Genomic DNA, 20,250 nt, shown 5'->3' on the forward strand with positions numbered 1-20,250 from the left:
ACCGAGCCGTGAAAGCCATGCGAGCCGCGAAAGCGAAATGCCGAGAAAAGTTCGGAAACCGATCCCCGGTGCCGGTCTTAGGCTGCCCCAGCGGGCGACCGCTGGGGGAAGCGCCGCAACACCAAGCAGCGCAGCCCGAACCCCGAACGGGTCCGGGCCCCTCAGCACGCCCAAGACCGACCACCCACCCCAGCCCACACCCACCCGTCGCCGCCCGCCCAGACCCGAAACCGAACCAGCCGGGAAGCCGGAGACGAACCCCGGTCCCCTTCCCCGCCCTGTCGTCGCTGCCTGCCTGAGCCTGGACCCGATCGGGCTGGGAAGCCGGAGAGGGACCCAATCCCTGCCCCTGCCTTGTTGTCGCTGATTGGTTGAGCCCGGACCCGAGCCGACCGAGAGGCCAGAGGCGCGCCCGGTCCCCTTCCCCGCCCTGTCGTCGCTGATTGGTTGAACCGCAAGCACCGCCGCACCGGGAAGCCGCAGCACCTCGCAGAGCCTGCGCAAACCTGGTCGTCGCTGCCCGCCTGAACCGCAGACACCACAACACCGGGAAGCCGCGGCGCTTCGCAGAGCCTGCGCAGACCTCGATGTCGCTGATCAGTTGAACCGCAGGCACCACACCACCAGGCAGCCAAAGCACCCCACCCGGACGAACCAGACCTTCGTCGACGGCCATGTCCCCCTCATGGCGGACCTATCTCACCGTGCATCAGCGGCACTGCTTTCGCGGTGCTGCACTTCGCGTTTGGCTGCTCCCTAGACGATGCGGTCGAGGATGATCGGGCCGCGCTTGGCGGGCTCGGCGCCGACCTTCCACTGGCCCGCGAGGGTCTCCATCGCAGCGGGGAAGCGCGCCGGGGTGTCGGTGTGAAGGCGGAAGACCGCCTCGCCCGCCTGCACCTGCTCGCCGACGGTCTTGAGGATCTCGATGCCCGCGCCCGCCTGGACCGGCTGGCCCTGGCGTTCGCGGCCCGCGCCGAGGCGCCATGCGGCGACGCCGACCGCGTAGGCGTCCATCTCCGAGATGTAGCCTCCGGTCTCGGCCTTGATCTCCTCGAATTCTTGCGCGACCGGCAACGTCGCGTCGACGTCGCCGCCCTGGGCGGCGACCATCTTGCGCCACGCGTCCATCGCGCGGCCGTCCTTCAGCGCGGCGGCCGGGTCCACGTCCATCCGGCCTGCGGCGGCGAGCATCTCCTTGGCGAGCTCCACGGTCAGCTCCACGACGTCCTCGGGGCCGCCGCCGGCGAGGACCTCGACGGACTCGCGCACCTCAAGAGCGTTGCCCGCGGTGCGGCCCAACGGGATCGACATGTCGGTGAGCAGGGCTCGGGTGTCGACGTCGTGGTCCCTGCCGAGGCGGACCATCGTCTCGGCGAGTTCGCGGGCCTGGGCGAAGTCCTTCATGAAGGCGCCCGAGCCGACCTTGACGTCGAGCACGATCGCGTCGGCGCCTTCGGCGATCTTCTTGCACATGATCGAGGACGCGATGAGCGGAATTGACTCGACAGTGGAGGTGATGTCGCGCAGGGCGTACAGCTTCTTGTCCGCGGGCGCGAGGTCCCCGGTCGCCGCGCAGATGACCGCGCCGATCTCCTTGAGCTGCTCGATGACCTCGTCTTCGGTCAGGTCGACCTTGAAGCCCGGGATCGACTCGAGCTTGTCGAGCGTGCCGCCGGTGTGGCCGAGGCCCCGGCCTGACAGCTGCGGTACCGCGACGTCGAAGACCGCGACGAGCGGCGCCAGGGGCAGCGTGATCTTGTCGCCCACACCGCCCGTGGAGTGCTTGTCGACGCACGGCTTGCCTACGCCCGCGAGGTTGAGCGTGATCCCGGAGTGGATCATCGCGGCCGTCCAGTCGGCGATCTCGCGCGGCTTTGCTCCATTGAGGAAGATCGCCATGGCGAGGGCCGACATCTGCTCGTCGGCGACGGCGCCCTTGGTGTAGGCGTCGATGATCCAGTCGATCTGGGCGGTCGAGAGTTCGCCGCCGTCCCGTTTGGTGCGGATGACGTCTACAGCGGTGATCATTGGGCTTCCCTCACAGACAATGGAATTGGAGAACCGAGGGCCGGTCGCATGACCGGTCCTCGGCCTACAGGTATTCGGGGCCGAACGCGCCCGGGAGCAGGGCTCCTACGGTGGTCGGCTCCGGCGCGGCGTCCACCAGGCACTCGGCGCCGCCGTGCTCGTAGAGGAGCTGGCGGCACCGGCCGCAGGGGGTGAGGGGTTCCCCTGCGCCGTCGACGCACGCGATCGCGATCAGGCGCCCGCCGCCGGTGGCGGCGAGCTGGGAGACCATGCCGCACTCGGCGCACAGGGTCAGGCCGTACGAGGCGTTCTCGACGTTGCAGCCGGAGACGATCCGGCCGTCGTCGACCAGACCGGCGACGCCGACCGGGAACTTCGAGTACGGGGCGTACGCGCGGCTCATGGCCTCGCGTGCCTTGTCGCGCAAGACGTCCCAGTCGATGCTGTCAGTCATCTACTTGTCCCCCGGGTTGTACGGCACGCCGTCGGCCGCAGGGGCCTTGGCCTTCCCGATGAGCCCGGCGACGACCACGAGCGTGACCGCGTACGGGAGCATCTGCAGGAACTCGCCGGGGACGACCGAGCCGCCCGAGGCGTCGAGGTCGCGGGCGACCTGCGTGGTGAAGCCGAAGATGAGCGCGCCCGCGAGCACGCCGAGCGGGTTCCAGCGGCCCACGATCATGACGGCGAGCGCCACGAAGCCGAGCCCGGCGGTCATGTTCTTGCTGAACGCCAGGGAGTTCGCGATGGTGAACCAGGCGCCGCCGAAACCGGAGATGAGGCCCGCTACGGTGACGTTCCAGTACCGGAGGCGGTTCACGTTGACGCCCATGGAGTCCGCGGCGGCCGGGTGCTCGCCGACCGCGCGGGTGCGCAGGCCCCAGCGGGTGCGGTAGAGCAGGAACCAGACCACGAACACCAGCACGAGTCCGATGTAGACGAATATCTTCTGCTGGAAGAGGACCGGCCCGATCACGGGGATGTCCGCGAGCGGGCCCCAGGAGAGCGTCGGGACCGCGAAGGCGCTGTTGAGGCCCTCGGCCTTCTTCAGCTGGTCGTACATGAAGCTGGTGAAGCCCAGCGCCAGCAGGTTGAGGATGACGCCGACGACGACCTGGTTGACCTGGTACTTGGTGGCGAGCAGGGCGAGCAGCATCGTCGAGAGGAGGCCGGCGACCATCGCGCCGACCATGCCGGCGTACACGTTCCCGGTGATGTTCGCGACCAGGACGCCGGTGAAGGCGCCCATGAGGAACTGGCCCTCGATGCCGATGTTGATGACGCCCGAGCGCTCGCACACGACGCCCGAGAGCGCGCCGAACAGGTAAGGGAGCGAGAGGAACAGCGCGCCCGCGAGGATCGACTCCGCTCTGAACACGGTGCCCGGCTGCGAGTAGGCCCAGAACAACAGGCTGAAGACGAACGCGGTCACCGCGATCGCCGACACGAGCTTGAAGCGGCGCTTCGGGATCCCCGCGAGCATCCAGGCGCCCGCTGCGGCCGTGAGCGCGCCGAGGACCGCCATCACGACAGTGGTGGGCATGGCCCACTCGACGTCGGTGAGGGTCTTGTCGAACCTGATCAGGGTCTTGTCGTCCCCGCCGACCACCGCGAAGGCGATGACCAGGACGAACAGGCCGAGCGCGGCGAAGACCGCGCCCGCCTTCGCGTAGCGGACCGGGACGCTCTCGTCGACGAGCGCCGGTGAGGCGGTCATGGTGTCCACTGCCATGGGGCTCACCAGCCTTTCGCTTCGAGGGTGACCAGGCCGCCGCGCGGCGTGCGCAGGTGCAGGATCGCCTTGACCAGTGCGGGAGCGGCGATGAAGAGCACGATGATCGCCTGCAGCAGGGTCGAGATGTCGACCGGCACGTCCGGCTGGGCCGACAGGGCCCCGGCCTTCAACGCGCCGAACAGGAGCGCCGCGGCGACGATGCCGCCGGGCTTGGCGCGGCCCAGGAGCGCGACGGTGATGCCGTCGAACCCGTACTCCAGAGCGGTGTTCGTGGTGATGCCCGCGGCGCCGACGCCGAGGGACAGGGCCGCGCCAGCGAGGCCCGCGAGACCGCCGGCGACGGCCATCGTGGTCGTGTACGTCGAGCCGATGCGCATGCCCGCGGTCGCTGAGGCGTGCTCGTTGAAGCCGACGGCGCGGATGCGGAACCCGAAGGTGGACCTCGAGAGCAGCCACCAGGTGAAGACCGCGGCGGCGACGCCGATCAGCAGCGCCCAGTTGACGCGGAGGCTCTCGCTGAGGCCGGAGAGGAGCTTCGGCATGACCGCCGACTCGTCCACCGGCTTGGTGATGAGGTCCGTCTTCGTCTCCGAGTGGAGGAACTCGGTGCTGATGGACCACACCAGGAACAGCGCCGCGATGTTGTTCAGCATGATCGAGGAGATGACCTCATGCGCGCCGGTGGTCGCCTTGAGGACGCCGGGAACCGCGCCGAACGCGGCGCCCGCGAGCGCGCCCGCGATGACCGCGAGCGGCAGGTGGATCACCGCCGGGAGGTCCAGTGCGAAGCCGATGATGAGCGCGCCCATCATGCCGAAGATCATCTGGCCCTGGGCGCCGATGTTGAACAGCCCGGCGCGGAACGCGAGGCCGACGGCGAGGCCGGTGAAGATCAGCGGGGTCGCGTACGTGAGCGTCTCGGACAGCGGCCGCAGCAGGTCGCCGAACTCGGCGGTCCCGGCGGCGTACCGGTCGAGCGTGTTCAGGTTGAGGATCGCGCCCTCGAACAGGGCCGTGTACGACTCGACGATCAGGTCCCGGGAGGCGTACCAGGCGTCCTGGGGGCGCGAGAAGAAGTAGGAGAACGTCGAGCGGGTGTACTCGTCGGAGACGATGAGGAGGATCGCGCCGATGAGGAACGCCAGCAGCAGGGAGTAGATCGTGACCATGACCGAGTTGGCCTCGGTCAGGTAGCGGCCGAAGAGCCGCATGAAGTTCGGCTTCGACTCCGGGGTCTCGCCCGCCTCAGGCTGGTCGGCGGTGGGGGTCGTGGTATCCGTGCTCATCGGTCACCTCCGTTGGCTTCCTCGTCGGTCTGGTCGGCGTCGTCGTCGGATGCCGGTGCGGTGTCGTCCGCGCCGGCGATGTCGGCGCCGACCATGAGGCGGCCGATGACCGCGCGCGGCGTGTCCGGGGCGACCTCGCCGACGATGCGGCCGTTGTAGATCACGGCGATGCGGTCGGCGAGGGCGTAGATCTCGTCCAGTTCGGACGAGATGAGCAGGACGCCGGTGCCGGTGTCGCGCTCGGCGATGAGCCGGGAGTGGATGAACTGGCTCGCGCCGACGTCGACGCCGCGGGTCGGCTGCGCCGCGACGAGGAACCGGCGGGGCCGGGAGAACTCGCGGGCGATGATGACCTTCTGCGCGTTGCCGCCGGACAGCGCCGAGACGGGCTCCTCCGGGGACTGGGTGCGGATGTCGAACTCGGAGATCGAGTCGACCGCGCGCTTGCGCACCGCACCGGAGTTGACCGCGCCGCGGCGCGCGAACGGGACGTCGCGGTACTGGTTGAGCACGAGGTTCTCGGCGACCGAGAACTCCGAGATCACGCCGTCGCGGCCTCGGTCCTCGGGGATGTAGCCGAGGCCGTCGGCGATGCGGTCGGCGGGGCTCGCGCCGTGCATGTCCTTGCCGTCGATCGCGATGCGGCCCTCGTCGGGCTTGACGAGGCCGAGGATCGCGCGGGCCAGTTCGGTCTGGCCGTTGCCCTCGACGCCCGCGAGTCCCACGATCTCTCCTGAGTGGACGGTCAGGTCGAGTCCGTCGAGGACCTTCACCCCGGCGTCGGAGACGAGGGTGAGGTCCTTGATCTCCAGGCGCGCCTCGCCCGGCTCGGCCGGGGTCTTGTCGACCTGGAGGGTCACGGCCCGGCCGACCATCGCGGAGGCCATCTCGGCCTCCGAAGCGGTCGGCTCCAGCTCGGCGACCACTTTGCCGCGCCGGATCACCGTGACGGTGTCCGCGACGGCCTGGACCTCTTTGAGCTTGTGGGAGATGAACAGGATCGACGTGCCCGCCGCCGCGAGGTTCCGCATGATCTGCAGGAGCTCGGTGATCTCCGCGGGCGTGAGCACCGCGGTCGGCTCGTCGAGGATGAGCAGTTCCGTCTTCGGCCCCGAGAGGGCCTTGACGATCTCGACGCGCTGCTGGACGCCCACGGGCAGGTCCTCGCAGATCGCGTCGGGGTCGAGCTTGAGGCCGTACTCCTCGGAGACGTCGAGGACGGCCTTGCGCGCGGCCTTGGCCGAGAGCACGCCCATGCCCTGGGTGTGCTCCCGGCCGAGCTGCACGTTGTCGGCGACGCTGAAGGGACCGACGAGCTTGAAGTGCTGGTGCACCATCCCGATCCCGGCGGCGATGGCGTCGCCCGGACCGGTGAAGGAGACCGGCTTGTCGTCGATCAGGATCTCGCCGCTGGTGGGCGTCAGGATCCCGTAGAGCATGTTCATGAGCGTCGACTTGCCCGCGCCGTTCTCGCCGAGGACGGCGTGGATCTGGCCGGGCTCGACCACGAGGTCGATGTCGTCGTCAGCGGTGAACGAGCCGAACTTCTTCGTCAGGCCCTTCAGTTCGAGTCGCAAGTGCGTGTCCTTTTGCTTCGATCCGCTCGGTTACTGAGCAGCGGGGCTGGACGGCGACTCGACGGTGAGCGTGCCGTCGATGATCTGCTGGGTCAGCGCCTCGAGCTCGGCCTTGGTGTCGGCGGAGACGGCCGAGTCGAAGTCGTGGAACGGCGCGATGGAGACGCCTTCGTTGGCCAGCGTGCCGACGTAGGAGCCGGTGATGGCCTCCCCGCCGTTGGCGGCCTCGTAAGCGGCGAGGACGGAGTCCTTGACCGCGTTGGCGAGGCCCTTCTCGGCCGAAGTGATGAGCTCGGCGCCGTACTCGGTGGACTCGTAGCCGTCGGTGTCGACCCAGATCGCGTTGACCGCGTCGTTCTCGGCGGCGGCGGTCAGCGCGCCGATGCCGGCGGGGCCGGCGACCGGGAAGATGATGTCAGCGCCCTGCGAGATGAAGGTGTCCGTGGTGGACTTGCCCGCGGCGGTGTCCTCGAAGCTGTTGAGGAAGGTGCCCTCCTGGGCCTCCGCGTCCCAGCCGAGCAGCTCGACGTTGGTGCCCTTGTCGGTGTTGTGCTGCTCGATGCCCGCGGCGAAGCCGTCCATGAAGATGGTCACCGGCGGGATCTTCATGCCGCCCCAGGTGGCGACGGTGCCGGTCTTGGACTGCGACGCGGCGACGTAACCGGCGAGGAACGCCGACTGGGCGGTGTCGAACTGGATCGAGTAGACGTTCTCGACCTCGGAGAAGCCGTCGACCGTGGCGAACGCGGTGTCGGGGTTCGCGGTGGCGGCGGTGTTGACGTTCTCGGTCATGAGGCCGCCGACGCCGATGATGAAGTTGCACTCGTTGTCGACCATCGCCTGGAGGTTCGGGTCGTAGTCGGTCTCCGAGCTGGACTCCTTGACCTCGACCTTGATGTCGTCGTTCTCCTCGGCGGCGGCTTCCATGCCGGCCCAGGAGGACTCGTTGAAGGACTTGTCGTCCACGCCACCGGAGTCGGTGACCATGCAAGCGAGGAACGACGCGTCGGCGTTGCCGTCGCCGCCGTTCTCGGACGGTGCCTCACCGCAAGCGGCGAGGGCGGCGAGGCCTACGGCGGAAAGGCCCGCCAGGGCCAGCTTGAACGGCTTGACAGCCATCTCGGTCTCCTTTGACAATCCGGGGGTAAGTCGATACCCGCACCATCATGGCCGCACTCGGTGGGCTTTGACACCGACCTTGATGATTTCGTTACCGAAACATCCTATGACTGAGACCAGCGGTGATCAGGTGTTTCGTTCGCACTACGGCTCGATTGCAGCTCGCGGGCCCGTGCAGGGTCACAATTCTGTCCCGCGGCGGCTCGGTGTCTAGGTCCAGAAGACGGCCACGCCGGCGGTCACCGCGATGAGCGCGCCGGTCGCGTAGAAGTGCCCGGCGGCGACCTTCGCACGCTTCTTCCACACCGGAATCGCGATCATCACGCCGAGCATCAGGGCGAGCAGGAACTTCACGCCGAGCTTGGCGTGGTTCGCGTCACCGTCCGCCGCGACGATCCCGTATAGGACGATGCCGGTGGCGAGCTGGGTGGCGATGCCGTAGAGCATCGCGGCGTTGAAGTCGAACTTCTTGGAGAGCAGGGAGACGAGCCAGCCGCCGAACACGGCGGCGAACCCGAGCAGGTGGAGATAGCGCAGCAGCAAGTGGACGAATTCCATGCTCAGGAGTATTGCAGAGCAAGGGGCCGGCCGCGCTCCCGCGCGACCGGCCCCTTGTTCGCTGTCACAGCAGCGGCATTACGCCGCTCGACTGCATCGGTGTCACGACACGCGGTGGGCTCCCGCCGCGGCGCGGGCGACGAAGACGCGCGGTGTCGGCAGGCCCTTGTCGGCGGCGGCCTCGAGCACGGCGGCCTCGACCTTCTGGGCCGCGGCCGACTCGACGAGGGCGATGGCGCTGCCGCCGAACCCGCCGCCGGTCATGCGCGCGCCAAGGGCCCCGGCGCCGAGCGCGGCGTCGACGGCCGAGTCGAGCTCGACCGAGGAGACCTCGTAGTCGTCGCGCAGCGACACGTGCGAGGCGGTGAGCAGGTCCCCGATGCCGGAAACGTTGCCCCGCTTGAGGATTTCCACCGTCTCGAGGACGCGGTCGTTCTCGGTGAGGATGTGGTGCATCCGCCGGTTCAGGCGGTCGTCATCGAGCTTCGCGTCCCGCGGCGCGTCCCGCAGGAACGGCACCCCGAGCCGGCGGGCCGCCTCCTCGCAGTCGGCGCGGCGCGCGCCGTACTCGCCGTCGACGTGGCGGTGCGGGGCCTGGGTGTCGATCACGAGCATCACCAGGCCCTCGGCGGTCAGATCGAACGGGACCTGTTCGCGCGAGAAGTCCCGGCAGTCCATGAACATGACGTTGCCTTCGGTGCACAGCAGCGAGGCCGACTGGTCGAGCACGCCCGTGGGCGCGCCGACGTACTCGTTCTCGGCCTTCTGCGCGATGCGCGCGGCCTCGGCCCGGTCGATCTCGTGGCCGTAGAGGTCGGCCAGCGCGATCAGGGTCGCGCATTCGAGCGCGGCGGAGGACGAGAGGCCCGCGCCGTGCGGCACGTCCGAGTTGATGGCGATGCGCACCGGTGCGACCGGGTAGCCCGATTCGTTCATGGCCCAGGCGACCCCGGCGATGTACGCGGCCCAGCCTTCGACCCCTTCGACCGAGTCGGCGCGGACGGTGCTGCCTTCGCCGTACGTCGAATGGAACTCCCAGCTCTCGGACTTGGCGACGGCCACCGCGGCGTAGAACGGCAGCGCGAAGGGCATCACGAAGCCCTCGTTGTAGTCGGTGTGCTCGCCGATGAGGTTCACGCGGCCGGGCGCGGCCCAGAGGCCTTCGGGCTCGGTGCCGAACACGTCGCGGAAGGCCTGCGCGGCGGTCTCGGCGAGTTCGATGGCGTGCAGGTCAGGAGTGGGCATGCTGGTAGTACTTCCAGGCGTCGGCGACCATGCGGTCGAGGCTGTCCCGGCTGGGCTTCCAGCCGAGTTCGGTCTTCGCGCGCTCCGAGGAGGCGACGAGTTCGGCCGGGTCCCCGGGGCGGCGGGGCCCGATCTCCACCGGGAAGTCCGTCCCGGTGACCTGCTTGACGGTGGCGACGACCTCTTTGTTGGAGAAGCCGTTGCCGTTGCCGAGGTTGTAGATCTTGTGCTCGCCGGCCTCGGCGGCCTGGAGGGCGAGCAGGTGGGCGTCGGCCAGGTCGGCGACGTGGATGTAGTCGCGGATGCAGGTGCCGTCGGGGGTGGGGTAGTCGTCCCCGAAGAGCCCGAAGGACTCGCGCTTGCCGGAGGCGGCGTCGAACGCGATCGGGATGATGTGGGTCTCCGGGTCGTGGTTCTCGCCGTGCCAGGTGCCGGACTGGTCCTGGTAGGCGCCGACGACGTTGAAGTAGCGCAGGGAGACCGCGGCGAGGCCGTAGGCGGTGACCTCGGAGGCGATCGCCATGTCGCTGGAGAGCTTGGTGGCGCCGTAGGTCGAGGTGGGGGCCTTGACGGCCTCCTCTTTGATGGGGACCTCGGTCGGGTTGCCGTAGACGGCGGCGGTGGAGGAGAACACGAGGGTCTTCACGTTCGCCTCGCGCATGGCGTCGAGGAGCGCGAACGTGCCGGCCGTGTTGGCCTCCCAGTAGATGTCGGGCTTGACCATAGACTCGCCCGCCGCGATGAGGCCCGCGAAGTGCAGGACCCCGTCGAAGGTGGCGTCGAGGACCTCGCGGGCGTCCCGGATGTCCTTGCGCACCAGAGTGGCCCCGGTCGGGACGCGCTCGGCCGAGCCGGTCGAGCAGTTGTCGAGCACGACCACTTCGTGGCCGGCTTCGAGCAGCATCGTGGCGACGATCGAGCCGATGTAGCCGGCGCCGCCGGTGACGAGGTACTTCACAGTGCTCCCTTGAGGATTGACGCGGAGGCCTCGGGGCCCAGGTCGTGGACCCAGCCGCCCATGACGGACTCCGATGAGGCCAGGAACTTGACGCGGCCGGGGCCGCGGCGGATGGAGACGAGCTCCAGGCGCAGGCGCCCGAACTCGCGGCCTTCGCCGACGGGGGCCTGGTGCCATCCGGACATGTACGGCATCGGCTCGCCGGGGTAGGCCGCGTCGCAGCGCTTGAGCAGGTCGAGGTAGAGCGGCGCGAAGGAGTCGATGTACTCCTCGGGCAGCTCGGTGAGGTCGGCGAAGCGGGCCTTCGGGTAGACCTGGACCTCGAAGGGCCAGCGCGCGGCGAAGGGCGTGAAGGCGATCCAGTGGTCGTTCTCGGCGATGACGCGCTCGCTACTGCTCTCCGACTCGATGATGTCGTCGAAGAGGTCGCGGCCGGTGGTCTCCTTGTGGCGCTTGGCCGCCGAGAGGTACTTCTGGGTCTGCGGGGTGACGTACGGGTAGCCGTAGATCTGGCCGTGCGGGTGGTGGAGGGTCACGCCGATCTCGACGCCGCGGTTCTCGAAGCAGAAGACCTGGGCGATGTCGCCGCGGGCGTACAGGTCGGCGGTGCGCTGGGCCTGGGCGCGGACCACGAGGGCGATGCGCTCGGGGCTGAGGTCGACGAGCGAGGAGTCGTGGTCGTCGGAGAAGACGACGACCTCGCAGCGGCCGCTCGCGGGGACCGCGACCTCCATGGCCGCGCCGTCCACCTCCGGAGCGAGCGAACCGGGGGTCTCGGTGCCGCCGAAGCTCGGGAAGCGGTTCTCGAAGACCGCGACCTCGTAGTCGGGGGCGGGGATCTCGGTGAGCTCGTCCCCGTGGGAGGGGCACAGCGGGCAGGCGACGGGCAGCTGCGGGCGGCCGGAGCGGCCCGCGGAGACGGCCACCCATTCGTCGCGGAGCACGTCGTAGCGGATCTCGCCGGCGCTCACGCGGTCGCCGAGGTCGCGCTTGTCGGCGTATCCGGCACGGCCGGCCTCGGGCTCGGTCGAGTAGTAGAGGATCTGGCGGCCGTCGGCGAGGCTGCCGGACTCCATGTGGAACGCAGGTCTCATGCTCTCTTCTCGGATGTAGTGCGTTGTCTCCCGGGGCCGTGGTGTTCCGCGGTCGGGACCGGCGCGAGCACGACCTGGTCGACGTGCTCGCGCAGTTGGCGTCGGGCCTCCTCGTCGAGGAGGGAGTCGGTGACGATGACGTCGGCGTCGTCGAGGGCGGCGATGGTGGCGATGCCGACGACGTCGTACTTGGTGTGGTCGGCGACGACCACGAGGCGGCGGCCTTTGGAGGCGAGGGTGCTGACGGTCTCGGCTTCGAGGAGGTTCGGGGTGGTGAACCCGGCCCGCAGGGACATGCCGTGGACGCCGAGGAAGACGGTGTCGACGTTGACCTTCTCGAGGGAGGCGACGGCGAAGGGGCCGACGAGGGCGTCGGAGGGGGTGCGGACGCCGCCGGTGAGGATGACGGTCTGGTCGGCGCGGCCGGCGCGGTAGAAGACGTCGGCCACGGGCACCGAATTGGTGACGACGGTGAGGTCGGGGACGTCGGTGAGGCGGTGGGCGAGGGTCCAGGTGGTGGTGCCGGCGGAGAGGGCGATGGCCTGGCCGGGGCCGACGAGGGTGGCGGCGGCGTCGGCGACGGCCTGCTTCTCGACTTCCTGGCGGACCTGCTTGACGGCGAAGCCGGGCTCGGTGGTCGAGCCGAAGTCGACGGCGGTGGCGCCGCCGTGGACCTTGGCGACCAGGCCGCGCTCGGCGAGGGTCTCGAGGTCGCGGCGGATGGTCATGTCGGACACGCCGAACTCTTCGACCAGCTCCGCCACCCGGACCGCGCCGGTTCGGTGGACTCGCTCGGCGATCCGGCTCTGTCGCTGCTGCGCCAGCATGCCGCCTCCTCATGTTTCGAGAGCAGAGTGCTCAAGATCCAACACAATTAAACATCAGGATCATCGGCGCCGCAATACCGGGTGGCCGCCTTCTCAGCGTGGATGTCAGAATCGGTCCATGAGCACTGCCGACCGCAAGCCCCGCGTCCTGTCGGGCATCCAGCCGACCTCGGATTCCTTCCACATCGGGAACTACCTGGGCGCGCTGCGGCAGTGGGTGGCCCTGCAGGACACCTCGGACGCGTTCTACATGGTCGTCGACCTCCACGCGATCACCGTCGATCACGAGCCAAAGGTATTGCACCAGCGCTCACGCGTGAGTGCCGCGCAGCTCCTGGCCCTGGGCGTGGACCCCGAGAAGTCGGCGCTGTTCGTGCAGTCGCAGGTCCCCGAGCACCCGATGCTCGCCTGGATCCTGGGCGCCGAGACCGGCTTCGGCGAGGCCAGCCGCATGACCCAGTTCAAGGACAAGTCGGCCAAACAAGAACGCACAACCGTCGGCCTCTTCACCTACCCGATCCTGCAGGCGGCCGACATCCTGCTGTACCAGACCGACCAGGTCCCGGTCGGCGAGGACCAGCGCCAGCACCTGGAGCTGACCCGGGACCTCGCGATCCGGTTCAACACCACGTACGGCCAGACCTTCATCGTGCCCGAACCCCACATCGTCAAGGAGACCGCGACGATCAAGGACCTCGCCGAGCCCGAGAAGAAGATGTCGAAGTCCTCCGCGAGTCCGCGCGGGTGCGTCTACCTGCTGGACGAGCCGAACCAGATGCGCAAGAAGATCAAGAGCGCCGTCACCGACTCCGAGGCCGAGGTCCGCTACGACGTCGAGCACAAGCCCGGCGTCTCGAACCTGCTCAACATCTATGCGGCGCTGGGGAACACCACGATCGAGAAGCTCGAGGCCGAGTACGCCGGGCGCGGCTACGGCGACTTCAAGGGGGACCTCGCCGAGGTCGTGGCCGATTCGCTCGGTCCGATCGCGGCCCGCACCAAGGAGTACCTGGCGGACAAGGCCGAGCTCGACCGGATCCTCACCGCGGGCGCGGAGAAGGCGCGGCAGGTCGCCTCGCGCACGCTCGCGAAGGCGTACAAGAAGGTCGGCTTCTACCCGCCGGTGGCGCTTTAGTGGCGCAGACCAGCCCGACCGCACCACGGGAGAAGGTCGTCACCGTCGGGGTGGCGATCCCGGTGCCCTCGCCTTGGCGCGAGATCCTCGACGAGGCCCGCATCGCCTCGGGCGACCTGCTCGGCGGGACCGTCCCCGCGCACCTGACGCTGCTCGGGCCCACCGAGATCCCGGCGGCGACCCTCGAGGGCTACAAAGCGCATCTCGCCGCCGTCGCGAACGGGTGCCCGCGCTTCGACCTGCACTTGCGCGGGACCGGGTCGTTCCGGCCCGTCACCGAGGTGGTGTTCGTGGCCGTGGTCGACGGGATCGCGATCTGCGAGCAGCTGGAATCGGCGATCCGCCAGGGCCCGGCCAGTCGCGAGCGGAACTTCCCGTACCACCCGCACGTGACGATCGCGCAGAACGTCGGCACCGCGGCGCTGGACCGCGCCTTCCAGTCCCTGGCCGGTTTCGAGGCGAAGTTCCGGGTGGAGTCGTTCACCCTGTACACGCACCCGAGCCCGGGCGACTGGACTTCCGAGACCCTGACCGGCGCCCCGATTCCCTGGACGCCGCGGGCGGAATACCCGCTCACCGGCTGACGCCGGGCGCGCAGACGACGAGGACCGACCGGCATCCGCCGCTCGGTCCGTTTGCGTCGCCGCTTCGGGTCAGAAGTCGAAGAGGTCTTCGAAGACGCTCTTCTTTTTCTTCTTCTTGTAGTAGTAGTCGTCCTTGCGGTGGTCGTCGTAGTGGTCGCGACGGTGGTGGTCGTCGTCCCGGCGGCGGTCGTCGTAGCGGCGGTCGTCATGGCGGCGGTCGTCGTACCGGGGATCGCGCGGGGGCGGGCCGGCGGGCGCTGCGGCGACGGGCGCACCGGCACCGGCGTGGAACGACTGCTCGAACTTCATCAAGTGCTCGAGCTCGCCGCGGTCGAGGAAAATGCCCTTGCACTCGGTGCACTGCTCTACGACTACGCCGTTGCGCTCGTACTGGTGCATCGGGTTCTGACATTTCGGACAGAGCATCTGCATCATGTCAACAACCTATCGTGAAATGCGCATGGATGCCCAACCAGAACCGGGCGTCTCACCTGTGAGTTCTCTCAGCTGAGACGCCCGTCCGAGCACCGCTCCGCCAGCGCGAACCGGCACTCTCGGCAGACACCGACAAGCCCCCGAGTCAGAGGGGGCGCGGGTACTCGATGAACCCGCGGGTCTTGTCCTGCGGATACTGCGGCGCCTCGAAGTCGCCGGTGACCGCGTACTCGGTGAAGTAACCGTCGTCGGGGGCGAAGAGGATGATCGTCACGTCCTCGTAGTACTCGCCCTCGACCCAGGTCCCGTACAGGTCGCCGGTGCCGACGGCCGCCTCAGGACCCCACATCTCCCATTCGATGCCGCGCCCGGTCGAGTACTCGGAGATCACCAGGTTCGCCGGTTCGACGTCGAAGTGAACCTCCCCGCCGGGACCGAAGGAGTTGCTGACCTTGGGGACGTCCGTCGAGCGCATGCCGGCGGAAGCGGAGGAGGTGAAGCCGCCCACGGTGATGGCGACAGCGGCGGCCGAGGCCGCGGCGATGGTTCGTCTGCGCATGGAAGCACCTTTCGACTGCGGGTCGGGATTCTTGCCCTCCATACGCCCGGGACTGTCCACAGAGATGCCGAAAGGCGGGCAGGAATCGATGTAATTCCTTGCCCGCCTTTGAGATCCAGATCTCTTAGTGCGTGAAGTGCCTGGTCCCGGTCAGGTACATCGTGATGCCGGCTTCCTTGGCCGCGGCGATGACCTCTTCGTCGCGGAGCGATCCGCCGGGCTGCACGACGGCCTTGATGCCGCCGTCGATGAGGATCTGCAGGCCGTCGGCGAACGGGAAGAAGGCGTCAGAGGACGCGACCGAGCCGGTGGCCCGCTCGCCCGCGCGCTCGACCGCGAGCTTCGCGGAGTCGACGCGGTTGACCTGGCCCATGCCGACGCCGACGGAGGCGCCGCCCGAGGCCAGCAGGATCGCGTTCGACTTCACCGAACGCACCGCGCGCCAAGCGAAGGCGAGATCGGCGAGGGTCGCCTCGTCCGCGGCGTCGCCCGTGGCGAGGGTCCAGTTCGCCGGGTCGTCGCCGTCGGCGTCGATGCGGTCGGGGCGCTGTGCGAGCACGCCGCCGGAGATCGGCTTGAACTCCAGCTCGGCCGGGGCCCATGCAGGGGCGCGGAGGAGCCGGATGTTCTTCTTCGCCGAGAGGATTTCGATCGCTTGATCGGTGAACGAGGGCGCGACGACGACCTCGGTGAAGATCTCGGCGATCTGCGCGGCGGCCTCGGCGTCGATCTCGCCGTTGGCGGCGATCACGCCGCCGAAGGCGCTCACCGGGTCGCACTCGTGGGCGCGGCGGTGCGCGGCGGCGATCGAGTCGCCGACGGCGATGCCGCACGGGTTGGCGTGCTTGATGATCGCGACGCACGGCTCGGAGAAGTCGTGCGCGGCGCGCCAGGCGGCGTCCGCGTCGGTGTAGTTGTTGAAGCTCATCGCCTTGCCGTGCAGCTGCTCGGCCTGCGCGAGCCCGGCCGCGCCGGGAGCCGCGTAGACGGCGGCGGGCTGGTGCGGGTTCTCGCCGTAGCGGAGGTCCGCGAGCTTCGTCATCGGCACGGCCTGGAAGTCCGGAAGGGCGGCCTCGGTGGACTGTTCGGCGAGCCAGGAAGCTACGGCCGCGTCGTAGGTCGCGAGGTGCGCGAAGGCCTTGGCGGCCAGGCGAAGCCGCTCGGCGGCCGTGGTGCCCTCGACGGCGGCGGTGCGCACGAGGCCGTAGTCGGCGGGGTCGACGACGACCGCGACGTTGGCGTGGTTCTTCGCGGCGCCGCGCGTCATGGAGGGCCCGCCGACGTCGATCTTCTCGACGATGTCGTCGAAGCCCGCGCCGGAGGCGACGGTGTCCTGGAACGGGTAGAGGTTCCCGACGAAGAGGTCGAACGCCTCGATGCCCAGCTCTTCGAGCTGCTCGCGGTGGGATTCGCGGCGCACGTCCGCGAGCATCCCGGCGTGGACCTTCGGGTGGAGGGTCTTCACACGGTCGTCGAGGATCTCGGGGAAGCCGGTGAGGTCTTCGACCTTCGTGACGGGGATGCCGGCCTCGGCGATCCGCGCGGCGGTCGAGCCGGTGGACACGAGCGCTACGCCCGCTTTGTGGAGGTCTGCTGCGAGTTCGACGACGCCGGTCTTGTCGAACACTGAGATGAGGGCTCGCTGAATGCGCTTCCGCTCGGACATGAATGCACTGCTCCTGGTTGTCTAATGACTGCGGCCCAGGCGTTCGACCGCAGTAACAGGTTCAGCAGCGCCGCTCCCTGGTGGTGCTCCACCTGCGAACGTCTCAGAAGGCTCCCCCTCAACAACGAGCTGCCCGGTCCGTGCCACGGGAAACCTCGAAAGACGTCACTCGCCAGTCGCGACAAGCCGAGCGTAACACGGCCGCTTCGGGTTCCGGCTCCGCCGCTGCGCGCGAGCGTGCGCGCCGCCACCAGGGGCGGGAGGCGAGCGCCGCCAGCACCGCTCCGAGCGCGTTCATGAGCGCGTCGTCGACTGAGACGACCCGGCCGGCGAGGAAGGCGTACTGCAGCGCCTCGAGCGTCGCGGCGGCCAGGACCGCACCAGCCGCGACGGAGCCGAGTCCGATCCTGAACCGGACGGGCAGGAAGAAACCCGCGGCGGCGAACACGAACAGGTTCCCGGCCAGCTGCTCGACGATGACGCGCGGGCCGGCACCGGCCAGGTCGGCGAGGTCCACGAGAGGAACGAGCTGGAGCGCGTTCGCGCCTTCCCTCGAGGTGAGGCCGAGAAACAGCAGCGGCACCGATCCGACGACCGCGCCGACCTCGGCGAGGGAGTCGAGCCACGCTTCCCGGCGCGGGCGGCCGCGACGGATGCGCCAGGCGGCGAGCGCCCATGCCGTGGCGAACGCGAACGGCAGCAGGGCGAAGCTGAGATAGAGCGTGTTCGCTTCGAGGGTGTTGACGGCGAGGGGAGCGGTCATGCCCGGAACCCTAGCCGAGCATGGCTCGCTCGCCTAGGCGGTGCGGTAGCCGATCGGCTGGACCAGACGGTTGACCGCCCGGTGCAGGTCGGACAGCTTCAGCGTGACCGTCTCGTCGCTCGCCTGCGCGGCCTTGGCCTCGGTCAACGCGTCTCGGATGATCAGACTCGGACTCACGCCCCGGCGCTCGGACTCGGCCGCGATCCACTCGGAGAGCTCCTGGTCGACGCGGACCGAGTACACGATCGAGGTCTGCCGCTTGGCGTCGTCGACTACGGCCCCGGTCCAGTCGCGGGATTCGAGCGCCCGCAGCGCCTCTTCTCGTTTCGTCATGACTCGCTTCCTTCCCGGAAGACCCGCTCGATCCCGGCTATCTCGGCGGCGTCCATCAGCCTGGCGGACACCACGAGGAACTCGTCGTCGCACTCGTCCTCGATGAGCGCGACCGCGATCCACCGGTGCAGTCGGTCCTGCGCACCGACGCGCAGCACTGCTCCGATGAGCTCGCGCACCCGCGGTTTGCCGTGCAGTACGTCCTGCACGTCCCGCCAGTGGAGCCCGGCTGCCGTGATGGCGTCGTAGGACGCCTCGTCGAATCGGTATCGTTCTTCCACGCCGTCAATGTTTACAAGTGTAAACGCAGGACGAGCGCAATGACACCCCGACGCACTTGAATCGCGTCCATCGAAGCGCTGCGCAGGCCGCGACGCAGAGCGCAGACTGACGCCATGGACCTCGACGAGCTGGTGTTCCATCCCTGGGTCGCGCAGGGGCCGCGGCAGGTGCCGACGTTCGTCGGCGGCGCCGGAAGCCATGTCGTCGACGAATACGGGCGGCGGTACCTGGACTTCAGCTCGCAGCTGGTCTTCGCCAACCTCGGCCACCAGCACCCGCGGATCGTCGAGGCCATCAAGGCGCAGGCCGACCGGCTCTGCACCCTCGCGCCCTCGCACGCCTCGGATGTCCGCGGCGAAGCGGCGCGGCTGATCGTGGGCGTCGCCCCAGAAGGGCTCGGGCACGTCCTGTTCACCACCAGCGGCACCGAGGCCATCGAGCACGCGGTGCGCATGGCGCGCCTGGCCACCGGTCGGCCGAAGGTGCTCGCCGCCTACCGCTCGTACCACGGCTCGACGACCACCTCCATCCATCTGACCGGCGACCCGCGCCGCTGGGCCTCGGACACCGGCGCCGCCGGCGTCGTCCACTTCTTCGGGCCGTTCCCGTACCGCTCGGCGTTCGGGTCGAGCACGCCCGAGGAGGAGTGCGAGCGGGCGCTCGACCATCTCGAGCAGGTGATCCTGCTCGAGGGGCCGTCCACGGTCGCGGCGCTGGTCCTCGAGTCGGTGACCGGCAGTTCCGGGGTCATCGTGCCGCCGCCGGGATACCTGCGGGGCGTCCGCGAGCTGTGCACCCGGCACGGCATCGTCTACATCGCCGACGAGGTGCTGGTCGGGTTCGGCCGCACCGGGGCCTGGTTCGCGGTCGACCACGACGAAGTCGCCCCGGATCTGCTGGCCTTCGCGAAGGGCGTGAACTCCGGGTACGTGCCGCTCGGGGGCGTGCTCGTGGGCGAGCGGATCTTCGAGGCGTTCACCGAGCGGCCCTACCCGGCGGGCCTGACGTACAGCGGCCATCCGCTCGCCTGCGCCGCTGCGGTCGGCGCCCTCCGCGCGATGCACGAAGAGCGCACTGTCGAGTCGGCCGCCCGACTCGGGAATTCGGTCCTGGGGCCCGCGCTCGCGAAGCTCGCCGAAGGCCATCCCTCGGTCGGGGACGTGCGCGGCATCGGTGCGCTTTGGACGATCGAACTCGTGCGCGACCGGCGGTCGAAGGAGCCGCTCGTGCCGACCGGGGCCGCTGGGGAGGCGAACGCGCCGATGGCGGCCTTCGTCCGGGCGTGCCGCGACCGCGATCTGCTCACGCTGGTCCTCGGCAACCGGATCCATGTCGCGCCGCCGCTCAATATCGGCGATGCCGACGTCGCGACCGGTGTGGAGGTCATCGACGAGGCCTTGACCGAGGCCGACGCGTTCCTGGGTTAGCCGAGGCGGACTCGGTGGCCTTCGACCTTCCAGCCGTCGCGGACCATGCGGCCGACCGAGGCGACCAGTTGGGCGCGTTCGGCTTCCTTGATGCGCTCGGTGAGGGTCTCGACGGTGTCGTCGTCCTCGACCGGGACCGCGCACTGGGCGATGATCGGGCCGGTGTCGACGCCCGCGTCGCAGATGAAGAGGGTCGCGCCCGCGAGTTTGACGCCGGCGGCGAGGGCCTCACCGGGGCCGTTCATGCCGGGGAAGGCCGGGAGCAGCGAGTTGTGGGTGTTGATGTAGCGACCGGGGAAGCGGTCGAGGAAACGCGGGCCGCAGAGCTTGAGGAAGCCGGCGGAGACGACGAGGTCGGGCTCGTAGGAGGCGACCTCCTCGGTGAGCGCGCGGTCCCAGGCGTCGCGGTCGGGGTAGTCCTTGACGCGGTGGACGAAGGTGGGGATGCCGGCCTGCTGCGCGCGCTCGACCCCGAAGGTGCCCTCGCGGTCGGCCCCGACGGCGACGACCTCGGCCCCGTAGGCGGGGTCGGTGCAGGCGTCGATGAGGGCCTGGAGGTTGGAGCCGGAGCCGGAGACGAGGACGACGAGCCGCTTCGGCGAAGCTTGCGAGCCGTCAGTTTGCGCAGAGGTCACG

At 69.3% G+C, this 20,250-nt stretch carries 20 protein-coding genes, 1 pseudogene and 1 riboswitch; of the genes and pseudogenes, 3 read left to right on the forward strand and 18 right to left on the reverse strand.

Features of this window, described 5'->3' with window-relative positions:
- Window positions 1–756: 756 nt before the first annotated feature.
- The 11 genes from O1R50_RS20050 to O1R50_RS20100 all read right to left on the reverse strand — a co-directional run bounded on the left by O1R50_RS20050 (window position 757) and on the right by O1R50_RS20100 (window position 12,430).
- The gene (locus O1R50_RS20050; protein ID WP_270111963.1) at window positions 757–2,031 is read right to left on the reverse strand and encodes a thymidine phosphorylase; all 1,275 of its coding nucleotides are present in this window, start codon (window positions 2,029–2,031) and stop codon (window positions 757–759) included.
- Window positions 2,032–2,095: 64 nt separating this feature from the next.
- On the reverse strand, window positions 2,096–2,485 hold the full coding sequence (locus O1R50_RS20055; RefSeq protein WP_270111964.1) for a cytidine deaminase: 390 nt from the start codon (window positions 2,483–2,485) through the stop codon (window positions 2,096–2,098).
- Window positions 2,486–3,763 (reverse strand): ABC transporter permease, encoded by a 1,278-nt coding sequence (locus O1R50_RS20060; protein ID WP_270111965.1) that lies wholly within the window; start codon window positions 3,761–3,763, stop codon window positions 2,486–2,488.
- Between the two features lie 5 nt (window positions 3,764–3,768).
- Window positions 3,769–5,052: an ABC transporter permease gene (locus tag O1R50_RS20065; protein WP_270111966.1), complete on the reverse strand. Its 1,284-nt coding sequence runs from the start codon at window positions 5,050–5,052 to the stop codon at window positions 3,769–3,771.
- Entirely contained in the window at window positions 5,049–6,629 is a 1,581-nt protein-coding gene (locus tag O1R50_RS20070; protein WP_270111967.1) for an ABC transporter ATP-binding protein, read from the reverse strand. The genes O1R50_RS20065 and O1R50_RS20070 overlap by 4 nt, the downstream gene beginning before the upstream one ends.
- A 30-nt stretch (window positions 6,630–6,659) precedes the next feature.
- A complete protein-coding gene (locus tag O1R50_RS20075) occupies window positions 6,660–7,748 on the reverse strand; it encodes a BMP family lipoprotein (protein WP_270111968.1) in 1,089 nt (362 codons plus the stop codon).
- 210 nt (window positions 7,749–7,958) lie between these two features.
- Entirely contained in the window at window positions 7,959–8,306 is a 348-nt protein-coding gene (locus O1R50_RS20080) for a hypothetical protein (protein WP_270111969.1), read from the reverse strand.
- Between the two features lie 102 nt (window positions 8,307–8,408).
- Window positions 8,409–9,551 carry a galactokinase gene (galK, locus tag O1R50_RS20085; protein ID WP_270111970.1) on the reverse strand — a complete coding sequence of 381 codons (1,143 nt, stop codon included), beginning with the start codon at window positions 9,549–9,551 and terminating at the stop codon, window positions 8,409–8,411.
- Window positions 9,538–10,509, reverse strand: coding sequence for a UDP-glucose 4-epimerase GalE (gene galE / locus O1R50_RS20090; RefSeq protein WP_270111971.1), 972 nt, complete (start codon window positions 10,507–10,509; stop codon window positions 9,538–9,540). Before galE ends, galK begins: the two co-directional genes overlap by 14 nt.
- On the reverse strand, window positions 10,506–11,603 hold the full coding sequence (gene galT, locus O1R50_RS20095; protein ID WP_270111972.1) for a galactose-1-phosphate uridylyltransferase: 1,098 nt from the start codon (window positions 11,601–11,603) through the stop codon (window positions 10,506–10,508). Before galT ends, galE begins: the two co-directional genes overlap by 4 nt.
- Window positions 11,600–12,430, reverse strand: a complete 831-nt coding sequence (locus tag O1R50_RS20100) for a DeoR/GlpR family DNA-binding transcription regulator (RefSeq protein WP_270111973.1) — start codon at window positions 12,428–12,430, stop codon at window positions 11,600–11,602. Before O1R50_RS20100 ends, galT begins: the two co-directional genes overlap by 4 nt.
- A gap of 118 nt (window positions 12,431–12,548) precedes the next feature.
- Between O1R50_RS20100 and trpS the strand changes: the two genes are divergently transcribed.
- Window positions 12,549–13,565, forward strand: coding sequence for a tryptophan--tRNA ligase (trpS, locus tag O1R50_RS20105; RefSeq protein ID WP_270111974.1), 1,017 nt, complete (start codon window positions 12,549–12,551; stop codon window positions 13,563–13,565).
- Entirely contained in the window at window positions 13,565–14,149 is a 585-nt protein-coding gene (locus O1R50_RS20110; protein ID WP_270111975.1) for a 2'-5' RNA ligase family protein, read from the forward strand. The genes trpS and O1R50_RS20110 overlap by 1 nt, the downstream gene beginning before the upstream one ends.
- Before the next feature lie 69 nt (window positions 14,150–14,218).
- Here the strand turns inward: O1R50_RS20110 and O1R50_RS20115 are convergent, their stop codons facing one another.
- From O1R50_RS20115 to O1R50_RS20135, 6 genes and pseudogenes are all read right to left on the reverse strand, one after another.
- On the reverse strand, window positions 14,219–14,584 hold the full coding sequence (locus O1R50_RS20115; protein WP_270111976.1) for a TFIIB-type zinc ribbon-containing protein: 366 nt from the start codon (window positions 14,582–14,584) through the stop codon (window positions 14,219–14,221).
- Between the two features lie 145 nt (window positions 14,585–14,729).
- Window positions 14,730–15,143 (reverse strand): hypothetical protein, encoded by a 414-nt coding sequence (locus O1R50_RS20120; RefSeq protein WP_270111977.1) that lies wholly within the window; start codon window positions 15,141–15,143, stop codon window positions 14,730–14,732.
- A gap of 124 nt (window positions 15,144–15,267) precedes the next feature.
- On the reverse strand, window positions 15,268–16,809 hold the full coding sequence (gene purH / locus O1R50_RS20125) for a bifunctional phosphoribosylaminoimidazolecarboxamide formyltransferase/IMP cyclohydrolase (RefSeq protein ID WP_270111978.1): 1,542 nt from the start codon (window positions 16,807–16,809) through the stop codon (window positions 15,268–15,270).
- A gap of 26 nt (window positions 16,810–16,835) precedes the next feature.
- A riboswitch (ZMP/ZTP riboswitch) is annotated at window positions 16,836–16,999 on the reverse strand.
- A gap of 84 nt (window positions 17,000–17,083) precedes the next feature.
- Window positions 17,084–17,572, reverse strand: a pseudogene (locus tag O1R50_RS26465) (VanZ family protein); the annotation flags it as partial.
- 33 nt (window positions 17,573–17,605) lie between these two features.
- The gene (locus O1R50_RS20130; protein WP_270111979.1) at window positions 17,606–17,905 is read right to left on the reverse strand and encodes a ribbon-helix-helix domain-containing protein; all 300 of its coding nucleotides are present in this window, start codon (window positions 17,903–17,905) and stop codon (window positions 17,606–17,608) included.
- The gene (locus tag O1R50_RS20135) at window positions 17,902–18,186 is read right to left on the reverse strand and encodes a hypothetical protein (RefSeq protein ID WP_270111980.1); all 285 of its coding nucleotides are present in this window, start codon (window positions 18,184–18,186) and stop codon (window positions 17,902–17,904) included. The genes O1R50_RS20130 and O1R50_RS20135 overlap by 4 nt, the downstream gene beginning before the upstream one ends.
- A 78-nt stretch (window positions 18,187–18,264) precedes the next feature.
- Here O1R50_RS20135 and O1R50_RS20140 point away from each other — a divergent pair, with 78 nt between their 5' ends.
- Window positions 18,265–19,614 (forward strand): aspartate aminotransferase family protein, encoded by a 1,350-nt coding sequence (locus tag O1R50_RS20140; protein WP_270112066.1) that lies wholly within the window; start codon window positions 18,265–18,267, stop codon window positions 19,612–19,614.
- On the opposite strand, the gene purN is transcribed toward O1R50_RS20140, so the two are convergent.
- Complete coding sequence (purN, locus tag O1R50_RS20145; protein ID WP_270111981.1) at window positions 19,611–20,249, reverse strand: phosphoribosylglycinamide formyltransferase; 639 nt, start codon at window positions 20,247–20,249, stop codon at window positions 19,611–19,613. The genes O1R50_RS20140 and purN overlap by 4 nt on opposite strands.
- Window position 20,250: the final 1 nt, after the last annotated feature.

The organism is Glycomyces luteolus (assembly GCF_027622875.1).
Classification (GTDB): Bacteria; Actinomycetota; Actinomycetes; order Mycobacteriales; family Micromonosporaceae; genus Glycomyces; species Glycomyces luteolus.

Coding starts and splice junctions, on each gene's coding strand:
- O1R50_RS20080 (WP_270111969.1), bottom strand. CDS start 8,306: ATGGAATTCGTCCACTTGCTGCTGCGCTATCTCCACCTGCTCGGGTTC.
- O1R50_RS20060 (WP_270111965.1), bottom strand. CDS start 3,763: ATGGCAGTGGACACCATGACCGCCTCACCGGCGCTCGTCGACGAGAGC.
- O1R50_RS20130 (WP_270111979.1), bottom strand. CDS start 17,905: ATGACGAAACGAGAAGAGGCGCTGCGGGCGCTCGAATCCCGCGACTGG.
- purH (WP_270111978.1), bottom strand. CDS start 16,809: ATGTCCGAGCGGAAGCGCATTCAGCGAGCCCTCATCTCAGTGTTCGAC.
- O1R50_RS20055 (WP_270111964.1), bottom strand. CDS start 2,485: ATGACTGACAGCATCGACTGGGACGTCTTGCGCGACAAGGCACGCGAG.
- O1R50_RS20100 (WP_270111973.1), bottom strand. CDS start 12,430: ATGCTGGCGCAGCAGCGACAGAGCCGGATCGCCGAGCGAGTCCACCGA.
- O1R50_RS20120 (WP_270111977.1), bottom strand. CDS start 15,143: ATGCGCAGACGAACCATCGCCGCGGCCTCGGCCGCCGCTGTCGCCATC.
- trpS (WP_270111974.1), top strand. CDS start 12,549: ATGAGCACTGCCGACCGCAAGCCCCGCGTCCTGTCGGGCATCCAGCCG.
- O1R50_RS20065 (WP_270111966.1), bottom strand. CDS start 5,052: ATGAGCACGGATACCACGACCCCCACCGCCGACCAGCCTGAGGCGGGC.
- O1R50_RS20075 (WP_270111968.1), bottom strand. CDS start 7,748: ATGGCTGTCAAGCCGTTCAAGCTGGCCCTGGCGGGCCTTTCCGCCGTA.
- O1R50_RS20115 (WP_270111976.1), bottom strand. CDS start 14,584: ATGATGCAGATGCTCTGTCCGAAATGTCAGAACCCGATGCACCAGTAC.
- galT (WP_270111972.1), bottom strand. CDS start 11,603: ATGAGACCTGCGTTCCACATGGAGTCCGGCAGCCTCGCCGACGGCCGC.
- O1R50_RS20050 (WP_270111963.1), bottom strand. CDS start 2,031: ATGATCACCGCTGTAGACGTCATCCGCACCAAACGGGACGGCGGCGAA.
- galK (WP_270111970.1), bottom strand. CDS start 9,551: ATGCCCACTCCTGACCTGCACGCCATCGAACTCGCCGAGACCGCCGCG.